At 54.2% G+C, this 17,803-nt stretch carries 16 protein-coding genes; 12 read left to right on the forward strand and 4 right to left on the reverse strand.

All coding sequences use genetic code 11. From position 1 onward, the window contains the following. Window positions 1-558 precede the first annotated feature (558 nt). The 6 genes from flhD (at window position 559) to cheW (ending at window position 5,991) form a co-directional block, all read left to right on the forward strand. On the forward strand, window positions 559-909 hold the full coding sequence (gene flhD / locus OGV67_RS08630) for a flagellar transcriptional regulator FlhD (protein WP_024130245.1): 351 nt from the start codon (window positions 559-561) through the stop codon (window positions 907-909). Window positions 910-911: 2 nt separating this feature from the next. Further along, window positions 912-1,490: a flagellar transcriptional regulator FlhC gene (gene flhC / locus OGV67_RS08635; RefSeq protein ID WP_024130246.1), complete on the forward strand. Its 579-nt coding sequence runs from the start codon at window positions 912-914 to the stop codon at window positions 1,488-1,490. 124 nt (window positions 1,491-1,614) lie between these two features. Beyond that, a complete protein-coding gene (motA, locus tag OGV67_RS08640; protein WP_049010960.1) occupies window positions 1,615-2,505 on the forward strand; it encodes a flagellar motor stator protein MotA in 891 nt (296 codons plus the stop codon). After that, complete coding sequence (motB, locus tag OGV67_RS08645; protein ID WP_047463128.1) at window positions 2,502-3,428, forward strand: flagellar motor protein MotB; 927 nt, start codon at window positions 2,502-2,504, stop codon at window positions 3,426-3,428. Before motA ends, motB begins: the two co-directional genes overlap by 4 nt. A gap of 4 nt (window positions 3,429-3,432) precedes the next feature. Further along, window positions 3,433-5,466: a chemotaxis protein CheA gene (gene cheA / locus OGV67_RS08650; RefSeq protein WP_047463131.1), complete on the forward strand. Its 2,034-nt coding sequence runs from the start codon at window positions 3,433-3,435 to the stop codon at window positions 5,464-5,466. A gap of 21 nt (window positions 5,467-5,487) precedes the next feature. Beyond that, window positions 5,488-5,991 (forward strand): chemotaxis protein CheW, encoded by a 504-nt coding sequence (gene cheW / locus OGV67_RS08655; RefSeq protein WP_024130249.1) that lies wholly within the window; start codon window positions 5,488-5,490, stop codon window positions 5,989-5,991. Window positions 5,992-6,097: 106 nt separating this feature from the next. Here cheW and OGV67_RS08660 read toward each other — a convergent pair whose 3' ends face one another. Then, window positions 6,098-7,366, reverse strand: a complete 1,269-nt coding sequence (locus OGV67_RS08660) for a dicarboxylate/amino acid:cation symporter (RefSeq protein ID WP_047463133.1) — start codon at window positions 7,364-7,366, stop codon at window positions 6,098-6,100. A 403-nt stretch (window positions 7,367-7,769) separates the two neighbouring features. Between OGV67_RS08660 and tar the strand changes: the two genes are divergently transcribed. The 6 genes from tar to cheZ are packed head-to-tail and all read left to right on the forward strand — an operon-like array spanning window position 7,770 to window position 14,065. Beyond that, a complete protein-coding gene (gene tar / locus OGV67_RS08665; RefSeq protein ID WP_104868531.1) occupies window positions 7,770-9,428 on the forward strand; it encodes a methyl-accepting chemotaxis protein II in 1,659 nt (552 codons plus the stop codon). Window positions 9,429-9,470: 42 nt separating this feature from the next. After that, entirely contained in the window at window positions 9,471-11,072 is a 1,602-nt protein-coding gene (tap, locus tag OGV67_RS08670; protein WP_115614238.1) for a methyl-accepting chemotaxis protein IV, read from the forward strand. Window positions 11,073-11,091: 19 nt separating this feature from the next. Further along, window positions 11,092-11,958, forward strand: a complete 867-nt coding sequence (gene cheR / locus OGV67_RS08675) for a protein-glutamate O-methyltransferase CheR (RefSeq protein WP_047463139.1) — start codon at window positions 11,092-11,094, stop codon at window positions 11,956-11,958. Next, window positions 11,955-13,004 (forward strand): protein-glutamate methylesterase/protein glutamine deamidase, encoded by a 1,050-nt coding sequence (gene cheB / locus OGV67_RS08680; protein ID WP_012131966.1) that lies wholly within the window; start codon window positions 11,955-11,957, stop codon window positions 13,002-13,004. The genes cheR and cheB overlap by 4 nt, the downstream gene beginning before the upstream one ends. Before the next feature lie 16 nt (window positions 13,005-13,020). Next, window positions 13,021-13,410, forward strand: a complete 390-nt coding sequence (gene cheY / locus OGV67_RS08685; protein WP_012131967.1) for a chemotaxis response regulator CheY — start codon at window positions 13,021-13,023, stop codon at window positions 13,408-13,410. A 10-nt stretch (window positions 13,411-13,420) separates the two neighbouring features. Continuing rightward, window positions 13,421-14,065, forward strand: a complete 645-nt coding sequence (cheZ, locus tag OGV67_RS08690) for a protein phosphatase CheZ (protein WP_012131968.1) — start codon at window positions 13,421-13,423, stop codon at window positions 14,063-14,065. A 44-nt stretch (window positions 14,066-14,109) separates the two neighbouring features. Here the strand turns inward: cheZ and OGV67_RS08695 are convergent, their stop codons facing one another. Genes OGV67_RS08695 through OGV67_RS08705 form a run of 3 tightly spaced genes read right to left on the reverse strand, consistent with a single transcriptional unit; the run spans window position 14,110 to window position 17,798 of the window. After that, entirely contained in the window at window positions 14,110-15,267 is a 1,158-nt protein-coding gene (locus tag OGV67_RS08695; protein ID WP_220364077.1) for a fimbrial protein, read from the reverse strand. Continuing rightward, window positions 15,257-17,560: a fimbria/pilus outer membrane usher protein gene (locus tag OGV67_RS08700; RefSeq protein ID WP_286465406.1), complete on the reverse strand. Its 2,304-nt coding sequence runs from the start codon at window positions 17,558-17,560 to the stop codon at window positions 15,257-15,259. Before OGV67_RS08700 ends, OGV67_RS08695 begins: the two co-directional genes overlap by 11 nt. Next, on the reverse strand, window positions 17,466-17,798 hold the full coding sequence (locus tag OGV67_RS08705) for a FimD/PapC N-terminal domain-containing protein (RefSeq protein ID WP_286465408.1): 333 nt from the start codon (window positions 17,796-17,798) through the stop codon (window positions 17,466-17,468). Before OGV67_RS08705 ends, OGV67_RS08700 begins: the two co-directional genes overlap by 95 nt. Window positions 17,799-17,803 lie beyond the last annotated feature (5 nt).

Below are 17,803 nucleotides of genomic sequence, written 5' to 3' on the forward strand. Positions count from 1 at the left end.
TTATGCATCATAGATACCGTCTATTGGTTAACCCTGCTTAATATTTAAGTGGTTGTTTAGAAACGATTAAATTATTTTACGTCCCCGACAGGAATATTCAGGAAGGGGGATATTTTCAGATGTTATTTTAACGGTGCTAAACATAACGCATGAGTGATTATTTACGCACATATTCGTGTATCTGGAATAGAAAAACTGAACGAAAGGCTAAAAAATAATCAAAATAAAAGTTCAACTGATGGATTTATGTTAAGTATTTGGATGGTTTATGTGATCTGGATCACATATTTCTCAAATTCGCAGCCCGGCTCCGTTGTATGTGTTCGTGCTGACGAGTAGAGTTGCGTCGAATTAGGAAAAATCTTAGGCATTTTGTAATAAATCATGTAAACGTGTAAAAACCTGACACCCCATTAAGGGGGGTTTTACTGTATGCATCGGTGCCTGGGCGTGGCTATGCATTTGACCTTTTTGCTTTTTTTACCGGGGATTCCCGGCGACATCACGGGGTGCGGTTACACCGCATAAAAATAAAGTTGGTTATTCTGGATGGGAACAATGCATACATCCGAGTTGCTGAAACACATTTATGACATCAATCTGTCATATTTACTCCTTGCACAGCGTCTGATCGTTCAGGACAAAGCATCCGCGATGTTCCGCCTTGGTATCAGTGAAGAGATGGCGAACACGTTGGGTACTCTGACTCTTCCACAAATGGTTAAACTGGCCGAAACGAACCAGCTGGTATGTCATTTCCGTTTTGACAACCACCAGACAGTTACCCAGCTGACCCAGGATTCTCGCGTTGACGATCTTCAGCAAATTCATACCGGTATCATGCTTTCAACACGCCTGTTACACGATGTGAATCAGGCCGATGATGCGGCGCGTAAGAAAAGGGCTTGATGATGAGTGAAAAAAGCATTGTTCAGGAAGCTCGCGATATCCAGTTAGCGATGGAATTGATCTCTTTGGGCGCCCGTTTGCAAATGCTGGAAAGCGAAACGCAGTTAAGTCGTGGTCGCCTCATCAAATTATACAAAGAGTTACGCGGCAGTCCTCCGCCAAAAGGTATGCTTCCTTTTTCAACGGACTGGTTTATGACATGGGAGCAAAACATTCATGCCTCCATGTTTTGCAACGCCTGGCAGTTCTTACTCAAAACCGGTCTGTGCAGCGGTGTGGATGCGGTCATTAAAGCGTACCGTCTGTATCTGGAACAGTGCCCGCAGGCGGAAGACGGGCCATTGTTGGCGTTAACGCGCGCATGGACGCTGGTGCGTTTCGTGGAAAGCGGGCTGCTTGAATTATCGACCTGTAATTGCTGTGGCGGGAATTTTATTACCCATGCGCATCAGCCTGCGGGGAGTTTTGCCTGTAGTTTGTGCCAGCCGCCGTCCCGCGCAGTAAAAAGACGTAAACTTTCCCAAAATGCTGCCGATATTATTCCACAACTGCTGGATGAACAGATCGAACAGGCTGTTTAACCGATACGGTGTGGACAAACACTCCAGCAGCGGTAAGTAATTACCGCTGCTTTTTTTTGCCTTGCCGACGTGTTATTCGCCCGACTGTACATCCTGTTTTAGTCAACAGCGGAAGGATGATGTCGTGCTTATCTTATTAGGTTACCTGGTAGTTCTCGGTACAGTTTTCGGTGGTTACATGATGACCGGCGGACACCTTGGAGCACTCTATCAACCGGCTGAATTCGTCATCATCGGTGGTGCGGGGATCGGGGCATTCATTGTCGGTAACAACGGCAAAGCGATCAAAGGGACGTTAAAGGCGATCCCGTTACTGTTTCGTCGTTCGAAATACACAAAAGCGATGTACATGGATTTGCTGGCGTTGCTCTATCGCCTGATGGCCAAATCGCGCCAGCAGGGGATGTTCTCGCTGGAACGTGACATTGAAAACCCGAAAGAGAGTGAAATTTTTGCCAGCTATCCGCGTATTCTGGCCGACGCGATCATGCTTGATTTTATCGTCGATTATCTGCGCCTGATCATCAGCGGCAACATGAATACCTTTGAAATTGAGGCGCTGATGGATGAGGAAATTGAAACCCACGAAAGCGAGGCGGAAGTTCCTGCCAACAGCCTGGCGCTGATGGGCGATTCATTACCGGCATTTGGTATCGTTGCGGCGGTCATGGGGGTTGTCCATGCGCTGGCTTCCGCCGATCGTCCGGCGGCTGAACTGGGGGCGCTGATCGCCCATGCGATGGTGGGGACATTCCTCGGGATTTTATTGGCCTATGGGTTTATCTCGCCACTCGCCAGCGTGCTGCGTCAAAAGAGCGCTGAAACCACCAAAATGATGCAGTGCGTAAAAATCACACTGCTTTCTAACCTGAACGGTTATGCGCCGCCGATCGCCGTCGAATTTGGTCGTAAAACATTGTATTCCAGCGAACGTCCTTCGTTCATTGAGCTGGAAGAGCACGTACGCGCAGTGAGAAACCCGAACCAGCAGCAGACGACGACCGAGGAAGCATGAAGAATCAGCCCCATCCAATTATCGTCGTAAAACGGCGGAAACATAAGGGTCACGGCGGGGCGCATGGCTCCTGGAAAATTGCTTACGCCGACTTTATGACGGCGATGATGGCTTTTTTCCTCGTCATGTGGCTGATTTCTATCTCCAGTCCTAAAGAATTGATTCAAATTGCCGAATATTTCCGTACGCCGCTGGCAACAGCGATAACGGGCGGACATCGCATCGCGAACAGTGAAAGTCCGATCCCCGGCGGCGGCGAGGACTACACCCAGCAGCAGGGTGAAGTGAACAAGCAACCCAATATTGATGAACTGAAAAGGCGTATGGAGCAGAGCCGTCTGAGCAAATTGCGCGGCGACCTGGATCAGCTGATTGAGTCCGATCCCAAACTGCGCGCATTGCGGCCGCACCTGAAGATTGACCTGGTTCAGGAAGGGTTGCGCATTCAGATTATCGACAGCCAGAATCGCCCGATGTTTAAGACGGGCAGCGCGGAGGTTGAACCTTACATGCGTGACATTCTGCGTGGTATTGCGCCGGTGTTGAACGGTATTCCTAACCGCATCAGCCTTTCCGGTCATACGGATGATTTCCCGTACGCCAGCGGCGAACGGGGATACAGCAACTGGGAATTGTCGGCCGACCGCGCCAATGCTTCGCGTCGCGAGCTGGTGGTTGGCGGTCTGGATGATGGAAAAGTATTACGGGTGGTAGGCATGGCCGCCACGATGCGTCTGAGCGATCGCGGTCCTGATGACGCCATCAACCGCCGTATAAGTCTGCTGGTGTTGAACAAGCAGGCAGAAGAGGCCATTTTGCATGAAAACGCTGAAAGCCAGAATGAGCCGGTAAGTGTCTTACAACAGCCAGCGGCACTCCCGCCGGTAAGCGTTCCCACATCGCCACCAGCCAATCCGAGGTGATAGCGTGAGCATGGATATTAGCGATTTTTATCAGACATTTTTTGATGAAGCTGACGAGCTGTTGGCTGACATGGAGCAGCACCTGCTTGATTTGGCGCCTGAAGCCCCGGACTCTGAGCAACTGAATGCCATTTTTCGTGCGGCGCACTCCATTAAAGGCGGCGCAGGTACTTTCGGCTTTACCGTTTTGCAGGAAACAACCCACTTGATGGAAAACCTGCTGGATGAAGCCCGGCGCGGTGAGATGCAGCTCAATACCGACATTATCAACCTGTTTTTGGAAACGAAAGATATTATGCAGGAACAGCTCGACGCCTATAAAAGCTCGGAAGAGCCGGATGCCGCAAGCTTCGAATATATCTGCAACGCGTTACGTCAGTTAGCGCTCGAGGCGAAAGGGGAAACCGCTCCGGCGGTGGTTAACGCTGCCAAACTGAGCGTCGTCGACGGTACGGCGATACAGGAAGAGGCGGTCGCACAGGAAAACAGCGCGGAAGAGAGCAAACTGCGCGTGGTTCTTTCGCGCCTGAAAGCCAATGAAGTCGATCTGCTTGAAGAAGAGTTGGGCAACCTGGCCACCTTAACGGATGTGGTGAAAGGCGAGGATTCGCTGTCCGCGACCCTCGACGGCACGATTGCGGAAGATGACATCATTGCGGTGCTCTGCTTTGTGATTGAAGCCGATCAGATAGCCTTTGAGACGGTCTCCTCAGCCCCGGTCGCGCAGGTCGAAGAGCCTGTTGCCGTGGCAACAACGCCGCAACCGACCGCAGTGGTACCTGTTGCCAAAGCCGCCGCCAGCGAACCGCAGTCCGGGCGCGCCGAGCGTGAAAAGCCGGCCCGTGAGCGAGAGTCGACCAGTATTCGCGTGGCGGTTGAGAAAGTAGACCAGTTGATCAACCTGGTCGGCGAACTGGTGATTACTCAGTCAATGCTGGCCCAGCGTTCTAATGAACTGGACCCGGTTAATCATGGCGATCTCATCACCAGCATGGGTCAGTTACAACGTAACGCCCGCGATCTGCAAGAGTCGGTGATGTCGATTCGTATGATGCCGATGGAGTATGTCTTCAGCCGCTTCCCGCGTCTGGTGCGCGACCTGGCAGGTAAGCTGGGTAAACAGGTCGAACTGACCCTCGTCGGCAGCTCGACGGAACTGGATAAAAGTCTGATTGAACGCATTATCGACCCATTAACCCACCTGGTGCGCAACAGCCTCGATCACGGTATCGAGATGCCGGAAACACGCCTTGAAGCCGGGAAGAATGCGATCGGTAATCTGATCCTCTCCGCTGAACACCAGGGCGGCAATATCTGCATTGAAGTGACCGATGACGGTGCGGGGCTGAACCGCGAGCGCATTCTGGCGAAAGCTGTCTCTCAGGGGATGGCGGTCAACGAAAACATGACCGATGAAGAAGTGGGCATGTTGATTTTTGCGCCGGGCTTCTCCACCGCCGAGCAGGTGACGGATGTTTCCGGTCGCGGCGTGGGCATGGACGTGGTGAAACGTAACATCCAGGAGATGGGCGGCCACGTTGAAATCCAGTCGAAGCAGGGGACGGGCACCACCATTCGCATTCTGCTGCCGCTGACGCTGGCTATTCTGGACGGGATGTCCGTCCGCGTGGCGGGCGAAGTGTTCATTCTGCCGCTGAATGCGGTAATGGAATCGCTGCAACCGCGTGAAGACGATCTGCACCCGCTGGCCGGAGGCGAGCGCGTACTGGAAGTGCGCGGCGAGTATCTGCCGCTGGTGGAACTGTGGAAAGTCTTTGATGTCGTTGGCGCCAAAACTGAAGCCACGCAGGGCATTGTGGTGATCCTGCAAAGCGGCGGTCGCCGTTACGCACTGCTGGTTGATCAGCTTATTGGACAGCACCAGGTGGTAGTGAAAAACCTGGAAAGCAACTATCGCAAGGTGCCTGGCATTTCTGCGGCGACGATTCTGGGCGACGGCAGCGTGGCGCTGATCGTTGATGTCTCCGCATTGCAGGGTTTAAACCGTGAACAACGTATGGCGATCACAGCCGCCTGATTGAGTGAGAAAGGTAATTATATGACCGGTATGAGTAATGTAACCAAACTGGCCGGCGAGCCGTCAGGTCAGGAATTCCTGGTATTTACACTGGGAGATGAAGAGTACGGTATCGACATCCTGAAAGTGCAGGAGATCCGTGGCTACGATCAGGTCACGCGCATCGCCAACACGCCTTCTTTTATTAAAGGGGTGACGAACCTGCGCGGCGTGATTGTGCCGATTGTCGATCTGCGCGTGAAGTTCTGCCAGGGCGACGTTGAGTATAACGATAACACGGTGGTCATCGTGTTGAATCTGGGACAACGCGTGGTAGGGATTGTGGTGGACGGCGTGTCTGACGTGCTGTCGCTGACGGCGGAGCAAATTCGTCCGGCGCCGGAGTTTGCCGTTACCCTGTCTACGGAATATCTGACCGGTCTGGGCGCGCTTGGCGAACGTATGTTGATCCTGGTGAACATTGAGAAACTGCTGAACAGCGATGAGATGGCGCTGCTTGATATCGCTGCTTCCCACGTTGCATAACCGTTGACTGCCTGTGCCGGATGGCGGTGTAAACACCTTATCCGGCCTATATACGGCGATGAGTCATGTGTAGGCCGGATAAGCGAAGCGCCATCCGGCAAATACATTACCCTACTAACTGCTGCGGAACGCGTTCTTCCGCGTCCTCTTCCAGCAAACCTTCATTCTGCGCCAGCATCGCGGTGGCAATCCCGTTTCCTAACACGTTAATGGCGGAACGTCCCATATCAAGAAAATGGTCAATCCCCATCAGCAACAAAATGCCCGCCACAGGAATATTGAAGCTCGGAATCGTGGCGGCCAGCACCACCAGCGCAGAACGCGGTACGCCTGCAATTCCTTTTGACGCCAGCATCAGCGTCAGCATCAGCACCGTAATTTCCGCAAAAGAGAGATGAATATTATAAGCCTGCGCGATAAACATCGACGCGAAAGAGCAGTACACCATTGAGCCGACGAGGTTAAAGGAGTAACCAATAGGCAGCACAAACGACACGATGTTACGTGAGCAGCCAAACTTCGTCAGTTGTTCCAGCGTTTTCGGGTAAGCGGCTTCAGAGCTGCTGGTAGTAAAGGCGACCAGCACCGGATCTTTCAACATGCTGACTAACCGGAACACCTCTTTTTTCAGCACCATATAGCCCACGGCCAACAGCACCAGGCAGGTCAGCAGGATCGCCACATAGTAGCCGCCGATAAACGACGCGTAGTTAAGCAGAATCCCCAACCCCTGGGTGGCGATCACCGAGGAGATCGCGGCAAAAATGGCCAGCGGCGCAACGTACATCACGTAGCCGGTCACTTTCAGCATAATATGTGAAACCACATCCAGGGCGGCGACCAGCGGCGCGTTGAATTTCTCGCCAAGCGACGCGCCGCCAATACCGAAGAACATGGAAAACACGACGATCTGCAAAATTTCATTATTGGCCATCGCCCCGGCAATGCTGGTCGGAATGGTGTGCGACAGGAATCCTTTTAAGCTCATGCCGCCCACTGCAAGCCCGGTGTCGACCGATTCTGCCGGAATTGCCAGATTCAGACCGCTGCCCGGATGCTCAATCGTCACGATAAACAGCCCCACCAGAATGGACAACACGGAAGAACTGATAAACCAGACCATCGCTTTACCGCCAACGCGGCCGATAGTGGCGGTTTCGCCCAGACGCATGATGCCCACGGTTAGCGTGCTGAAAACCAGCGGGGCAATCACCATTTTAATGAGCCGTAAGAAAATATCGGTGAGGAGCGTGATGTTATCGGACCAGGCGGCGATCGCCTCCTGTGACGCGTAAGAGTGAATCACCGCGCCTGACAGGATGCCTGCCAGCATGAAGATCACGATAAATAACGTGAGTTTGTTTGCACTTGCCACTGAAAAGCCCTCTGGCTGGATTTAACATGTTGTTGTCAGTAACGCTTTTGTTTTATTTATTGAGTCGCACTGAAATATTCATCATATAAATTGAATTAAAGCGCAGGGGGATACAACTATTTTTTATTATTTATTCATTTTGTTGTGTTCTGACGGCTGTGCTTATGTGATCAGAGTCACATAAGAATCGTTTTTGTCGGCAAAATGCAAACTGTCCAGGAAGGTGATGAATGTTAATATAATGATAATAATGATGTTTTTCTGTCAATGTCTGGTTGCCGCCCCAAAACCGCCAGCCGCGATCCGCCAATCGCGCTTCCTGCTTCTATTTCCTTTTCGCAAATGTAAAGTTCTCTTCTCTGGTGCCGATAACGTTGATAACTCGTTTTCAGGAAGGTGCCTTATGTTTAACCGTATCCGCGTTGTCACAATGCTGATGATGGTGCTGGGGGTTTTCGCACTGCTACAGCTTGTTTCCGGTGGTCTGTTGTTTTCGTCATTACAGCAGAACCAGCAAAGTTTTGTTATTTCAAATGATTTACGCCAGCAGCAGAGCGAACTGACCTCGACATGGGATCTCATGCTGCAAACGCGTATTAACCTGAGCCGTTCTTCGGCCCGCATGATGATGGATGCCTCTAATCAGCAGAGCAGCGCGAAAAACGACCTGCTGAAAAACGCCAAAAGCACGCTGGAGCAGGCGGCAACGCATTATGCCAACTTCAAAAATATCAATCCGCTGCCGGAGATGGCGGAAGCCAGCGGCAATGTGGATGAAAAATACCAGCAATACCATGCGGCGCTGGCGGAACTGGTTCAGTTCCTCGAAAACGGCAACATGGATGCCTACTTCGCGCAGCCAACCCAGGGGATGCAGAACGCACTTGGCGAAGCGCTGGGCAAATACGCTGGCGTGAGCGAAAAACTGTACAGCAAGGCGTTTGATGAGAGCGCGCGTGACTACCATTTTGCCCAGTGGCAATTGGGTATTCTGGCGGTTGTCCTGGTGCTGATTCTGGTTGTGGTGTGGTACGGCATTCGTCATACCTTGCTGAATCCGCTGGCGCGAGTGATTGCCCATATTCGTGACATCGCCAGCGGCAACCTGACCAATACGCTGACCGTCTCCGGGCGCAATGAGATCGGCGAACTGGCGGGAACCGTTGATCATATGCAGCGTTCGCTGATAGAGACGGTGACTCAGGTACGTGAAGGGTCTGACGCCATCTATTCCGGCACCAGCGAAATCGCTACGGGCAACACCGATCTTTCCTCCCGCACCGAGCAGCAGGCGTCGGCGCTGGAAGAAACGGCTGCCAGCATGGAACAGCTCACCGCGACGGTGAAACAGAACGCCGACAACGCCCGTCAGGCGTCGCACCTGGCGCAAAGCGCCTCCGACACTGCGCAACACGGTGGGAAAGTGGTGGATGGCGTGGTCAACACCATGCATGAAATTGCCGACAGCTCGAAGAAAATCGCCGACATCATCAGCGTTATCGACGGCATTGCATTCCAGACCAATATTCTGGCGCTGAACGCTGCGGTTGAAGCCGCGCGCGCCGGGGAGCAAGGGCGCGGGTTTGCGGTGGTGGCAGGGGAAGTGCGTAACCTGGCAAGCCGCAGCGCGCAGGCGGCGAAAGAGATCAAAGCGCTCATTGAAGATTCCGTTTCGCGGGTGGATACCGGCTCCGTGCTGGTGGAAAGCGCCGGTGAAACGATGAGAGACATTGTCAACGCCGTGACCCGCGTGACGGACATCATGGGTGAAATCGCGTCGGCTTCCGATGAGCAAAGCCGTGGGATCGATCAGGTGGCGCTGGCCGTCTCTGAGATGGATCGCGTCACGCAGCAGAACGCCTCGCTGGTGCAGGAGTCGGCGGCCGCAGCGGCCGCGCTGGAAGAGCAGGCCAGCCGTTTAACGATGGCGGTATCCGCGTTTCGTCTGGCATCTCGTTCATTAACCGTAAAAACAGACCTGAATACAACCGCAGCGGCGCCGCGTACAGCGCAACCGCGCCAGCTTGCAACTGAACAAGATACTCACTGGGAAACATTTTGATCGTCTTTTAATCGTGGCCTTTGCCGCCTAATGGGAGCGTTGATGTTTAATCGTATTCGAATCTCGACCACGCTGTTTTTAATCTTGATCCTCTGCGGTGTTTTGCAGATTGGCAGTAATGGCTTGTCCTTTTGGGCATTTCGCGATGGTTTTCAGAGTCTGAACCAGGTCGAGCAGAGTAATCAGCAACGCGCAGCATTGGCGCAAACACGCGCCGTTTTATTACAGGCCAGTACCGCGCTGAATAAAGCCGGGACGTTAACCGCGCTGAGCTATCCGCCCGAGGATATCAAACAGCTGATGACCACCGCCCGGGAAAGCCTGGCGCAGTCCGGCGTTGTGTTTAAAGGTTTTATGGCGACAGAGGCGAATACGGAAGAGGGGAAAGCGTTACAGGCCGCCACGGAAAAGAGTTATACGCAGTGGTATAGCGATCTGGAGCATCAGGCCACCTGGCTTGAAAGCAACCAGCTGTCGGATTTTCTGACCGCGCCGGTACAGGCATCGCAGGACGCCTTTGACGCCAACGTCACTACCTGGCAGCAGAATATCAACCATGTTCTGGAGACGGCCAGCGAACAGGGGAAAGACAATTATCACCGCTCGGCGATCATTTTTATCACGATGGTGATCGTCGCGGCGTTGTTAACCACCGGGGCGCTGTTCTGGTCACGCAAAATGATTGTTCAGCCGTTGGCGATTATCGGCAGCCATTTTGACAGCATTGCGGACGGAAACCTAGCGCGGCCGATCGCCGTGTATGGGCGCAACGAGATTTCCGCTATTTTCGCCAGCCTGAAGGCCATGCAGCAGGCGCTGCGCGAAACGGTCAGCGACGTGCGGCAGGGCAGTTTAGCGATGCATACCGGCATTTCGGAAATCGCGATGGGCAATAACGATCTGTCGTCACGTACCGAACAGCAGGCGGCGTCGCTGGCGCAAACCGCAGCCAGTATGGAGCAGCTAACGGCAACGGTCGGGCAGAACGCCGATAACGCCCGTCAGGCCTCCGGTCTGGCGAAAAGCGCGGCGGATACCGCGAAAAAAGGCGGCGACCAGGCTTCGCGTATGGCCAGCACAATGCAGGATATTGCTGCCAGTTCGCAGAAAATTGGCGACATCATCGGCGTTATCGACAGCATTGCGTTTCAGACCAATATTCTGGCGCTGAATGCGGCGGTCGAAGCGGCGCGGGCCGGTGAGCAGGGGCGCGGTTTTGCCGTTGTCGCAGGCGAAGTGCGTAACCTGGCGAGCCGCAGCGCACAGGCGGCCAAAGAGATTAAAGGGTTGATTGAGGAGTCCGTAAACCGTGTGCATCAGGGATCGCAACTGGTGGACACCGCCGCGAATACCATGACGGAGATCGTCAGCTCGGTAACCCAGGTGAACGACATCATGGGCGAAATCGCCTCGGCCTCCGATGAACAGCGCAGAGGAATTGAGCAGGTGGCGCAAGCCGTCAGCCAGATGGATCAGGTGACGCAACAAAACGCCGCGCTTGTCGAAGAAGCTGCCGCCGCCACCGATCAGTTAGCGAACCAGGCAGACCATCTCTCTGCCCGTGTCGCGGTATTTAAGCTTGAAGAGCAAGTCGTAACACAACAAGAGTCGGCGCCGCCGCAGGCGGTACCCGTTGTATCCTGAATGTGATTGAGAAGGCGCTATGACATCATCGCTGCCCACCGGGCAAACGTCATTATTGTTACAGATGACACAGCGCCTCGCGCTGTCTGACGCGCATTTTCGTCGGATATGTCAATTAATCTACCAGCGCGCGGGAATCGTGCTGGCGGACCACAAGCGGGATATGGTTTACAACCGCCTGGTTCGTCGCCTGAGAACGCTGGGGCTGGATGATTTCGGCCGTTATCTCAGCATGCTGGAAGCCAACCAGAACAGCGCTGAGTGGCAGGCTTTTATTAACTCATTGACCACTAACCTGACGGCCTTCTTCCGTGAAGCGCATCACTTCCCGGTACTGGCGGATCACGCGCGTCGCCGCAACGGGGAATACCGTGTGTGGAGCGCGGCGGCCTCTACCGGAGAGGAACCCTACAGCATCGCCATTACGCTGGCGGATGCCTTAGGGATGGCGCCGGGGCGCTGGAAAGTTTTCGCCAGCGATATCGACACCGAAGTACTGGAAAAGGCGAGAAGCGGGATTTACCGTCAGGACGAGTTGAAAACGCTGTCGCCACAACAGTTGCAGCGTTATTTCATGCGCGGTACAGGCCCGCATGAAGGGCTGGTGCGCGTGCGACAGGAACTGGCTAATTACGTTGAGTTTTCCACCCTCAACCTGCTGGATAAACAGTACAACGTTCCCGGGCCATTCGACGCGATATTTTGCCGTAACGTCATGATCTATTTTGATAAAACAACGCAGCAGGACATTCTGCGTCGTTTTGTTCCACTCCTTAAGCCTGACGGACTGCTGTTTGCGGGTCACTCAGAAAACTTTAGCAACCTCGTGCGCGACTTTAGCCTGCGCGGACAGACGGTGTATGCGCTAAGTAAGGACAAAGCATGAGTAAAATCAGGGTGTTGTCGGTTGACGATTCAGCGCTGATGCGCCAAATCATGACCGAAATTATTAACAGCCATAGCGATATGGAAATGGTGGCGACGGCGCCCGATCCGCTGGTTGCCAGGGATTTAATCAAAAAATATAACCCCGATGTGCTGACGCTGGATGTGGAAATGCCGCGCATGGACGGTCTCGATTTTCTTGAGAAACTGATGCGCCTGCGTCCGATGCCGGTGGTTATGGTCTCCTCTCTGACCGGGAAAGGTTCAGAGGTGACGCTGCGCGCGCTGGAACTGGGGGCGATTGATTTTGTCACCAAGCCCCAGTTGGGCATTCGCGAGGGGATGCTGGCGTACAGCGAGATGATCGCAGAGAAAGTCCGCACCGCGTCACGCGCTCGCCTGGCAGCGCATAAGCCGATGGCTGCGCCTGTGACGCTAAAAGCGGGGCCGCTGCTCAGTTCTGAAAAACTGATCGCGATTGGCGCCTCGACGGGGGGAACCGAAGCCATACGTCATGTGCTGCAACCGCTGCCGCTTTCCAGTCCGGCGGTGATCATCACCCAGCATATGCCGCCCGGTTTTACCCGTTCGTTTGCCGAGCGGTTAAATAAGCTCTGCCAGATTAGCGTGAAAGAGGCGGAAGACGGCGAACGCGTGTTGCCAGGCCATGCCTACATCGCCCCCGGCGACAAGCATATGGAGCTGACGCGCAGCGGGGCGAACTATCAAATCAAAATTCATGACGGGCCGCCGGTTAACCGCCATCGCCCGTCAGTGGATGTGCTGTTTCATTCGGTCGCGAAACATGCGGGGCGCAATGCGGTAGGGGTCATCCTTACCGGCATGGGCAACGATGGCGCGGCCGGAATGTTAGCGATGCACCAGGCTGGCGCCTGGACTATCGCGCAAAACGAAGCAAGTTGTGTGGTGTTCGGCATGCCGCGCGAGGCCATCAATATGGGTGGCGTGAGCGAAGTGGTCGATCTTAGCCAGGTAAGCCAGCAGATGCTGGCGAAAATCAGTGCCGGACAGGCAATACGTATTTAACGAGGAGTATTTTTTTATGGCGGACAAAGAGCTCAGATTTCTGGTTGTGGATGACTTTTCCACCATGCGTCGCATCGTGCGCAACCTGCTAAAAGAGCTGGGTTTCAATAACGTCGAAGAGGCCGAAGATGGCGTTGACGCACTGAACAAATTGCAGGCAAGCGGCTTTGACTTCGTAATTTCTGACTGGAACATGCCCAACATGGACGGTCTGGAACTGCTGAAAACGATTCGTGCTGATGGTGCAATGGCGTCATTGCCGGTGCTGATGGTGACCGCAGAAGCGAAGAAAGAGAACATTATCGCGGCTGCGCAGGCGGGTGCCAGCGGCTATGTGGTGAAACCGTTCACTGCGGCGACGCTGGAAGAGAAACTCAACAAAATCTTTGAGAAACTGGGCATGTGAGGGTCTGAGTATGATGCAACCACAAATTAAACCTGTTGATGAGCATTCAGCAGGGGACATCATTGCGCGCATCGGCAGTCTGACCCGAATGCTGCGTGACAGCCTGCGTGAACTGGGGCTGGATCAGGCGATAGCAGAAGCGGCGGAAGCGATTCCTGACGCGCGCGATCGTCTGGACTATGTTGTACAGATGACGGCGCAGGCGGCGGAACGTGCGCTGAACAGCGTTGAAGCCTCTCAGCCACACCAGGATGAAATGGAGAAGGGCGCAAAAGCGCTGACCAAACGCTGGGATGAGTGGTTCGAAAACCCGATTGAACTCGCCGACGCCCGCGAACTGGTTACGGATACGCGTAAATTCCTCGGTGATGTGCCGGGGCATACCAGCTTCACCAATGCGCAACTGCTGGACATCATGATGGCGCAGGATTTCCAGGATCTCACCGGTCAGGTTATCAAGCGCATGATGGATGTGATCCAGGAGATTGAGCGTCAGCTGCTGATGGTATTGCTGGAAAACATCCCTGAGCAAAATTCACGTCCGAAACGCGAGAATGAAAGCCTGCTCAATGGCCCACAGGTCGACACCACCAAAGCCGGCGTTGTCGCCAGCCAGGATCAGGTGGATGACCTGCTGGATAGCCTCGGGTTCTGATGCGGTAAGGTATCCTCAGGTTGTGCCGACAACCTGAGGAACGTTTAGCGCAGATCCATTTTTACCGTCACATTGCCCTCAAATTCGCCGGGCGCTGGCGTTGCGCTGGTCGTGCTCACCGGTGCGGCTTTGATGTGTACCGCGCCGTTACCTTGCTCATCCATCGTCACCGGAAATTCAAAGGTGCCGTCCAGCGCAACATTTTGGTTGTCCTCACTAAAAATTCTCACTCCCAGGTCGTCTCTGCCGAGCATTTTGGCTATCAGGGGATCGCTGCTGTCTACAACCCCCTGGTCGGCGCTGAGCGTTAGCTTGATTCTGTCGGTATTTCCCACGGCGTTGCCGTCGCAGTGGTAAGAGATATCAACGTTTTTCAGGGCGTAGCCTTCGGGAGGCTGACCCCTGGTGACAAACTGTTTACTCACTATTTTCCCCAGATCAACCTCAATGGTGCTTCCGGCATTAATCGTACAGCTCAGCGGGGCAGAGAGTGAGCCACTCAGCCAGATATTTGATACGTGCTGTGCGCTGCCAGCGTCGCAGCTTCCTGAGCCAAAATAGAGACAGGCGTAGTTTTGCACGAGTATCGTTGGGGGAATGACTTCGATACCGAGAATGGGCTTTTTGATATAAAACGTGGCGGCGATAACATTCCATCTGAACGTTCGCTTCGCGGGGGCGGGCGCGCCAGGATGGGTGCTGTCGCTACAGACGCTGGCGGAACCTTCGGTGGGTTTCATTGACTCGATCACTTTCCCCATCGACGACACCGGCGTCGGATACTGGTTAATGTTGATCTGAATCAGGCCGGTACCGTCCAGAGAATTAACGGCATCGCTATAACCTGCAACATCAATATCTATGTTTTCAGTCAGATAACCGTACCCGGCGATACCGGCATTAAGCGGGCTTCCGGCCAGCGTCAATTCCATTATTGCCGTTGATTCAAACACATTGCCAGGGCATGTGCAGTTTGCCGCCATTTCAACGCCGTTCCCGACAATATGCTCATCAAATTTAACAATATTGTTGGCCGTGTTGTCGTTTGCGTTGATTTCGTTGCTGAACGTGACGCTGTAATACTGTGGCGCGGTAAAGCAGTCACGCAGAATGGTCGCGGCCTGGGCTGTTGCGGACGCCATCAGGCAAAGACCTGCTGCGGACAATGAAAGACGTGCGTATTTTCCCATTTTACTTAACATTTTGCGGTTCCTGCTGACAAGTCGCGCTGAGGTAATGGATGCCGGTCGGGCTGACCGCGTGGTGTTCGCGATTCAGCGTGATGTGGGCTGTGCATTGTTGATCCTGTGAATTTCCCCATTTGACGCTTAACTGAACGTCGTCGGCGACCCCGGCCAGGTAAAGCGTACCCGTATCATCCACGATGCCGCTGATGGCGAGGGCGTCGACCGTCGCCATCGCGCCAAAAGGCACCGCCATGCCATTCGGGCGAGTTAATTTTATGAGCGTGCGATAACCGACATGCGCATCAAAAGCGGCGGAAACGGCGGCATTGCGCGAAGGAATCACCGTCACGGCGGTTTCACTGGTATCAACGTCCTCCGGCAGGCTGCTGGTGTCGACGCGAATCCGGTTTTCCTGATAGGGGCTTAATGACGGGATGATGGCGTTGCCCTGCCAGTCAGTCTGAATGCCGCGCTGGTTTTGGAAGCGTACGCCCGATGCGCCGTTGGCGTTGACGATAGCAAACTGACTGCCTAAAGGCTGAGCCAGCGTGACACCGTGTGGATGGGCGACAATCGCACCGCTGACGCCGTAACTCAAGCGCTGCGTATCGTCAGAGGAGGTGTAGTAACCCGCATTGAGGTTGGCATATTGTGAGCGATAGCTACCGTATACGCTGCTGGTGTCTGCGCCGTCATGGTTGGAATGGCTCTGCTGGAAGGCGTAATTCAGGCGTTCATCGTCCAGCAGCGTACCGTTTAACCCGATATTTTGCTGGGTGTAGCCATGCTTGTTATTGCTGATGTTGTAGCTGCTCCAGGCTCCCGGTAGCCACTGACTTAACGGCACGCTGAAGCCGAAGGCGATCATCTGGTCGCTCTCTTCGCCGTTACTTTTGCTGTAGGTATAAGCAAGGTGGATGCTGATATTTTTAATCGTGGTATTCAGGCCCGCCGAAATACTGCGCTCTTTGTAGGTGGTGCCCCAGTAATCCTGCTGATAACCGTTCAGGTAAAGGCTGGCGCCGGACACGTTCTGGCTTATGCTGGCCTGAATCCGGTTGCGTTTGTTAAAGCGAAACAGCAGATCATCTTCATGATCGTCGTACTTTTGATTCGCGTCGGCGAAACTGTAATAACCACGGGTAGAGTAGCGATAGCTGGCCAGCGTAAAGTTCGTCTCCGTGGTGTCAATTTTCCCGGAGTAGAGCAGGCGATAAGACTGGCCGGTGTGCTGAGTGTCATCATCAAGCCGGGTTTTCGCCAGCGTCACATCGGCGGAAAGCGACCCGACGATGCCAAGGGAGAGGCCAGCCCCGCTGTTCATCGCCTGATAATCCTGCGCGGCAGTCACGCCGCCGAACAGCGTGACGCTATTGTTCAGGCCATAAATGAGGCTACCCTGCACGAAGTCCGGTTCATTTTGTTCGCTCCCGCTGTCTGCGCGATAGCGACCCGCAGTAACTTCATATTTCATATGCCCAGGGCGCTGCATCACGGCGACGCTGGAATAAGGCTGGGTAAAGTGGCGCTCTGTGCCATCGGCCTCTTTTACCGTGACTTCCAGATCGCCGCTGTTGGTCGTGGAATAAAGGTCGTTAATTTCAAATGCGCCGGGCGCGACGTTTTGCTGATAGATGAGATAACCGTTCTGACGTACCGACACTTCGGCGTTGGAGCTGGCGATGCCGCGAATCACCGGCGCGTAGCCGCGCTGGCTGTAAGGCAGCATCTCTTCATCAGAGGCGATATTGACGCCACGGTATTGCAGACTGTCAAAAACGTCGCCCCGGGTGTTGCTTTCTCCCCCGGTAAACTGCGCTTTCAGGGCGTCAATATCGTGCTGCAAATAGGTGTTGATGGTCTCCCAGTGATGGCTGCCGTCAGTGTCGCTCCAGGTGGCGTAATTGCGCAGCCGCCAGCCGCCGATATTGGTGCCGCTGCGCATATTCAGGTACTGGTTAGTGGTGCTGTTTTGCGTGTCGTCCTGGTTTTGTGAACCGGAAAAGGCGTAGTCGACAAAGGCGACGGGGACGCCGTCATCCCAGCGTGACGGATCAATATAGCCTTTACCCGTGCCGGCAATGGCGGCCTGCGGGATGCTAAGGCGCAGCGTCATAACGGAGAAATCAAGCGTTGCCAGCGCCTGTGGGATATACGCGCTCAACGGTTCAGGCAGTGGCTTCGCCGCATTGAGTGCGGCTAATTCAGGATATTTATCGACCGCCACGCCCCATTTTCTTAGCATATCCGGCGTGAGCTGCGGCGTCAGTTCGCCGCCAGGCGTGCCGAGGTAGGATATCCGCATCATCCAGGCGCACATCGTTAATCATAACCCGGGAAGCGTAGACGCCGGGCAATTGCGCACTGGATTTAGAAAATAAGGAAAGATCGATATCCTGCTGCGTCAGCATATTCCCCTCCAGCGCAGAAGGCGAAAAGCGATACTCGCGCGCGTTCGCGACACAGGAAGAGACCAGCAACATACCGCCAAGGCAACGCACCAGCGGGGTGAGTCGCTGACGTAAAAGAGGTGGGCCAAAAGCCATAAGGT

The organism is Citrobacter sp. CK188 (assembly GCF_030333525.1).
In the GTDB taxonomy this organism is placed as follows: domain Bacteria; phylum Pseudomonadota; class Gammaproteobacteria; order Enterobacterales; family Enterobacteriaceae; genus Citrobacter_B; species Citrobacter_B koseri.

What these genes read in the sequence shown, in the direction of transcription:
- OGV67_RS08705 (WP_286465408.1), bottom strand. Translation starts at nt 17,798, where the DNA reads ATGGCTTTTGGCCCACCTCTTTTACGTCAGCGACTCACCCCGCTGGTG.
- tap (WP_115614238.1), top strand. Translation starts at nt 9,471, where the DNA reads ATGTTTAATCGTATTCGAATCTCGACCACGCTGTTTTTAATCTTGATC.
- OGV67_RS08695 (WP_220364077.1), bottom strand. Translation starts at nt 15,267, where the DNA reads ATGTTAAGTAAAATGGGAAAATACGCACGTCTTTCATTGTCCGCAGCA.
- OGV67_RS08700 (WP_286465406.1), bottom strand. Translation starts at nt 17,560, where the DNA reads ATGATGCGGATATCCTACCTCGGCACGCCTGGCGGCGAACTGACGCCG.
- flhD (WP_024130245.1), top strand. Translation starts at nt 559, where the DNA reads ATGCATACATCCGAGTTGCTGAAACACATTTATGACATCAATCTGTCA.
- cheB (WP_012131966.1), top strand. Translation starts at nt 11,955, where the DNA reads ATGAGTAAAATCAGGGTGTTGTCGGTTGACGATTCAGCGCTGATGCGC.
- flhC (WP_024130246.1), top strand. Translation starts at nt 912, where the DNA reads ATGAGTGAAAAAAGCATTGTTCAGGAAGCTCGCGATATCCAGTTAGCG.
- cheW (WP_024130249.1), top strand. Translation starts at nt 5,488, where the DNA reads ATGACCGGTATGAGTAATGTAACCAAACTGGCCGGCGAGCCGTCAGGT.
- motB (WP_047463128.1), top strand. Translation starts at nt 2,502, where the DNA reads ATGAAGAATCAGCCCCATCCAATTATCGTCGTAAAACGGCGGAAACAT.
- tar (WP_104868531.1), top strand. Translation starts at nt 7,770, where the DNA reads ATGTTTAACCGTATCCGCGTTGTCACAATGCTGATGATGGTGCTGGGG.
- cheZ (WP_012131968.1), top strand. Translation starts at nt 13,421, where the DNA reads ATGATGCAACCACAAATTAAACCTGTTGATGAGCATTCAGCAGGGGAC.
- cheY (WP_012131967.1), top strand. Translation starts at nt 13,021, where the DNA reads ATGGCGGACAAAGAGCTCAGATTTCTGGTTGTGGATGACTTTTCCACC.
- cheR (WP_047463139.1), top strand. Translation starts at nt 11,092, where the DNA reads ATGACATCATCGCTGCCCACCGGGCAAACGTCATTATTGTTACAGATG.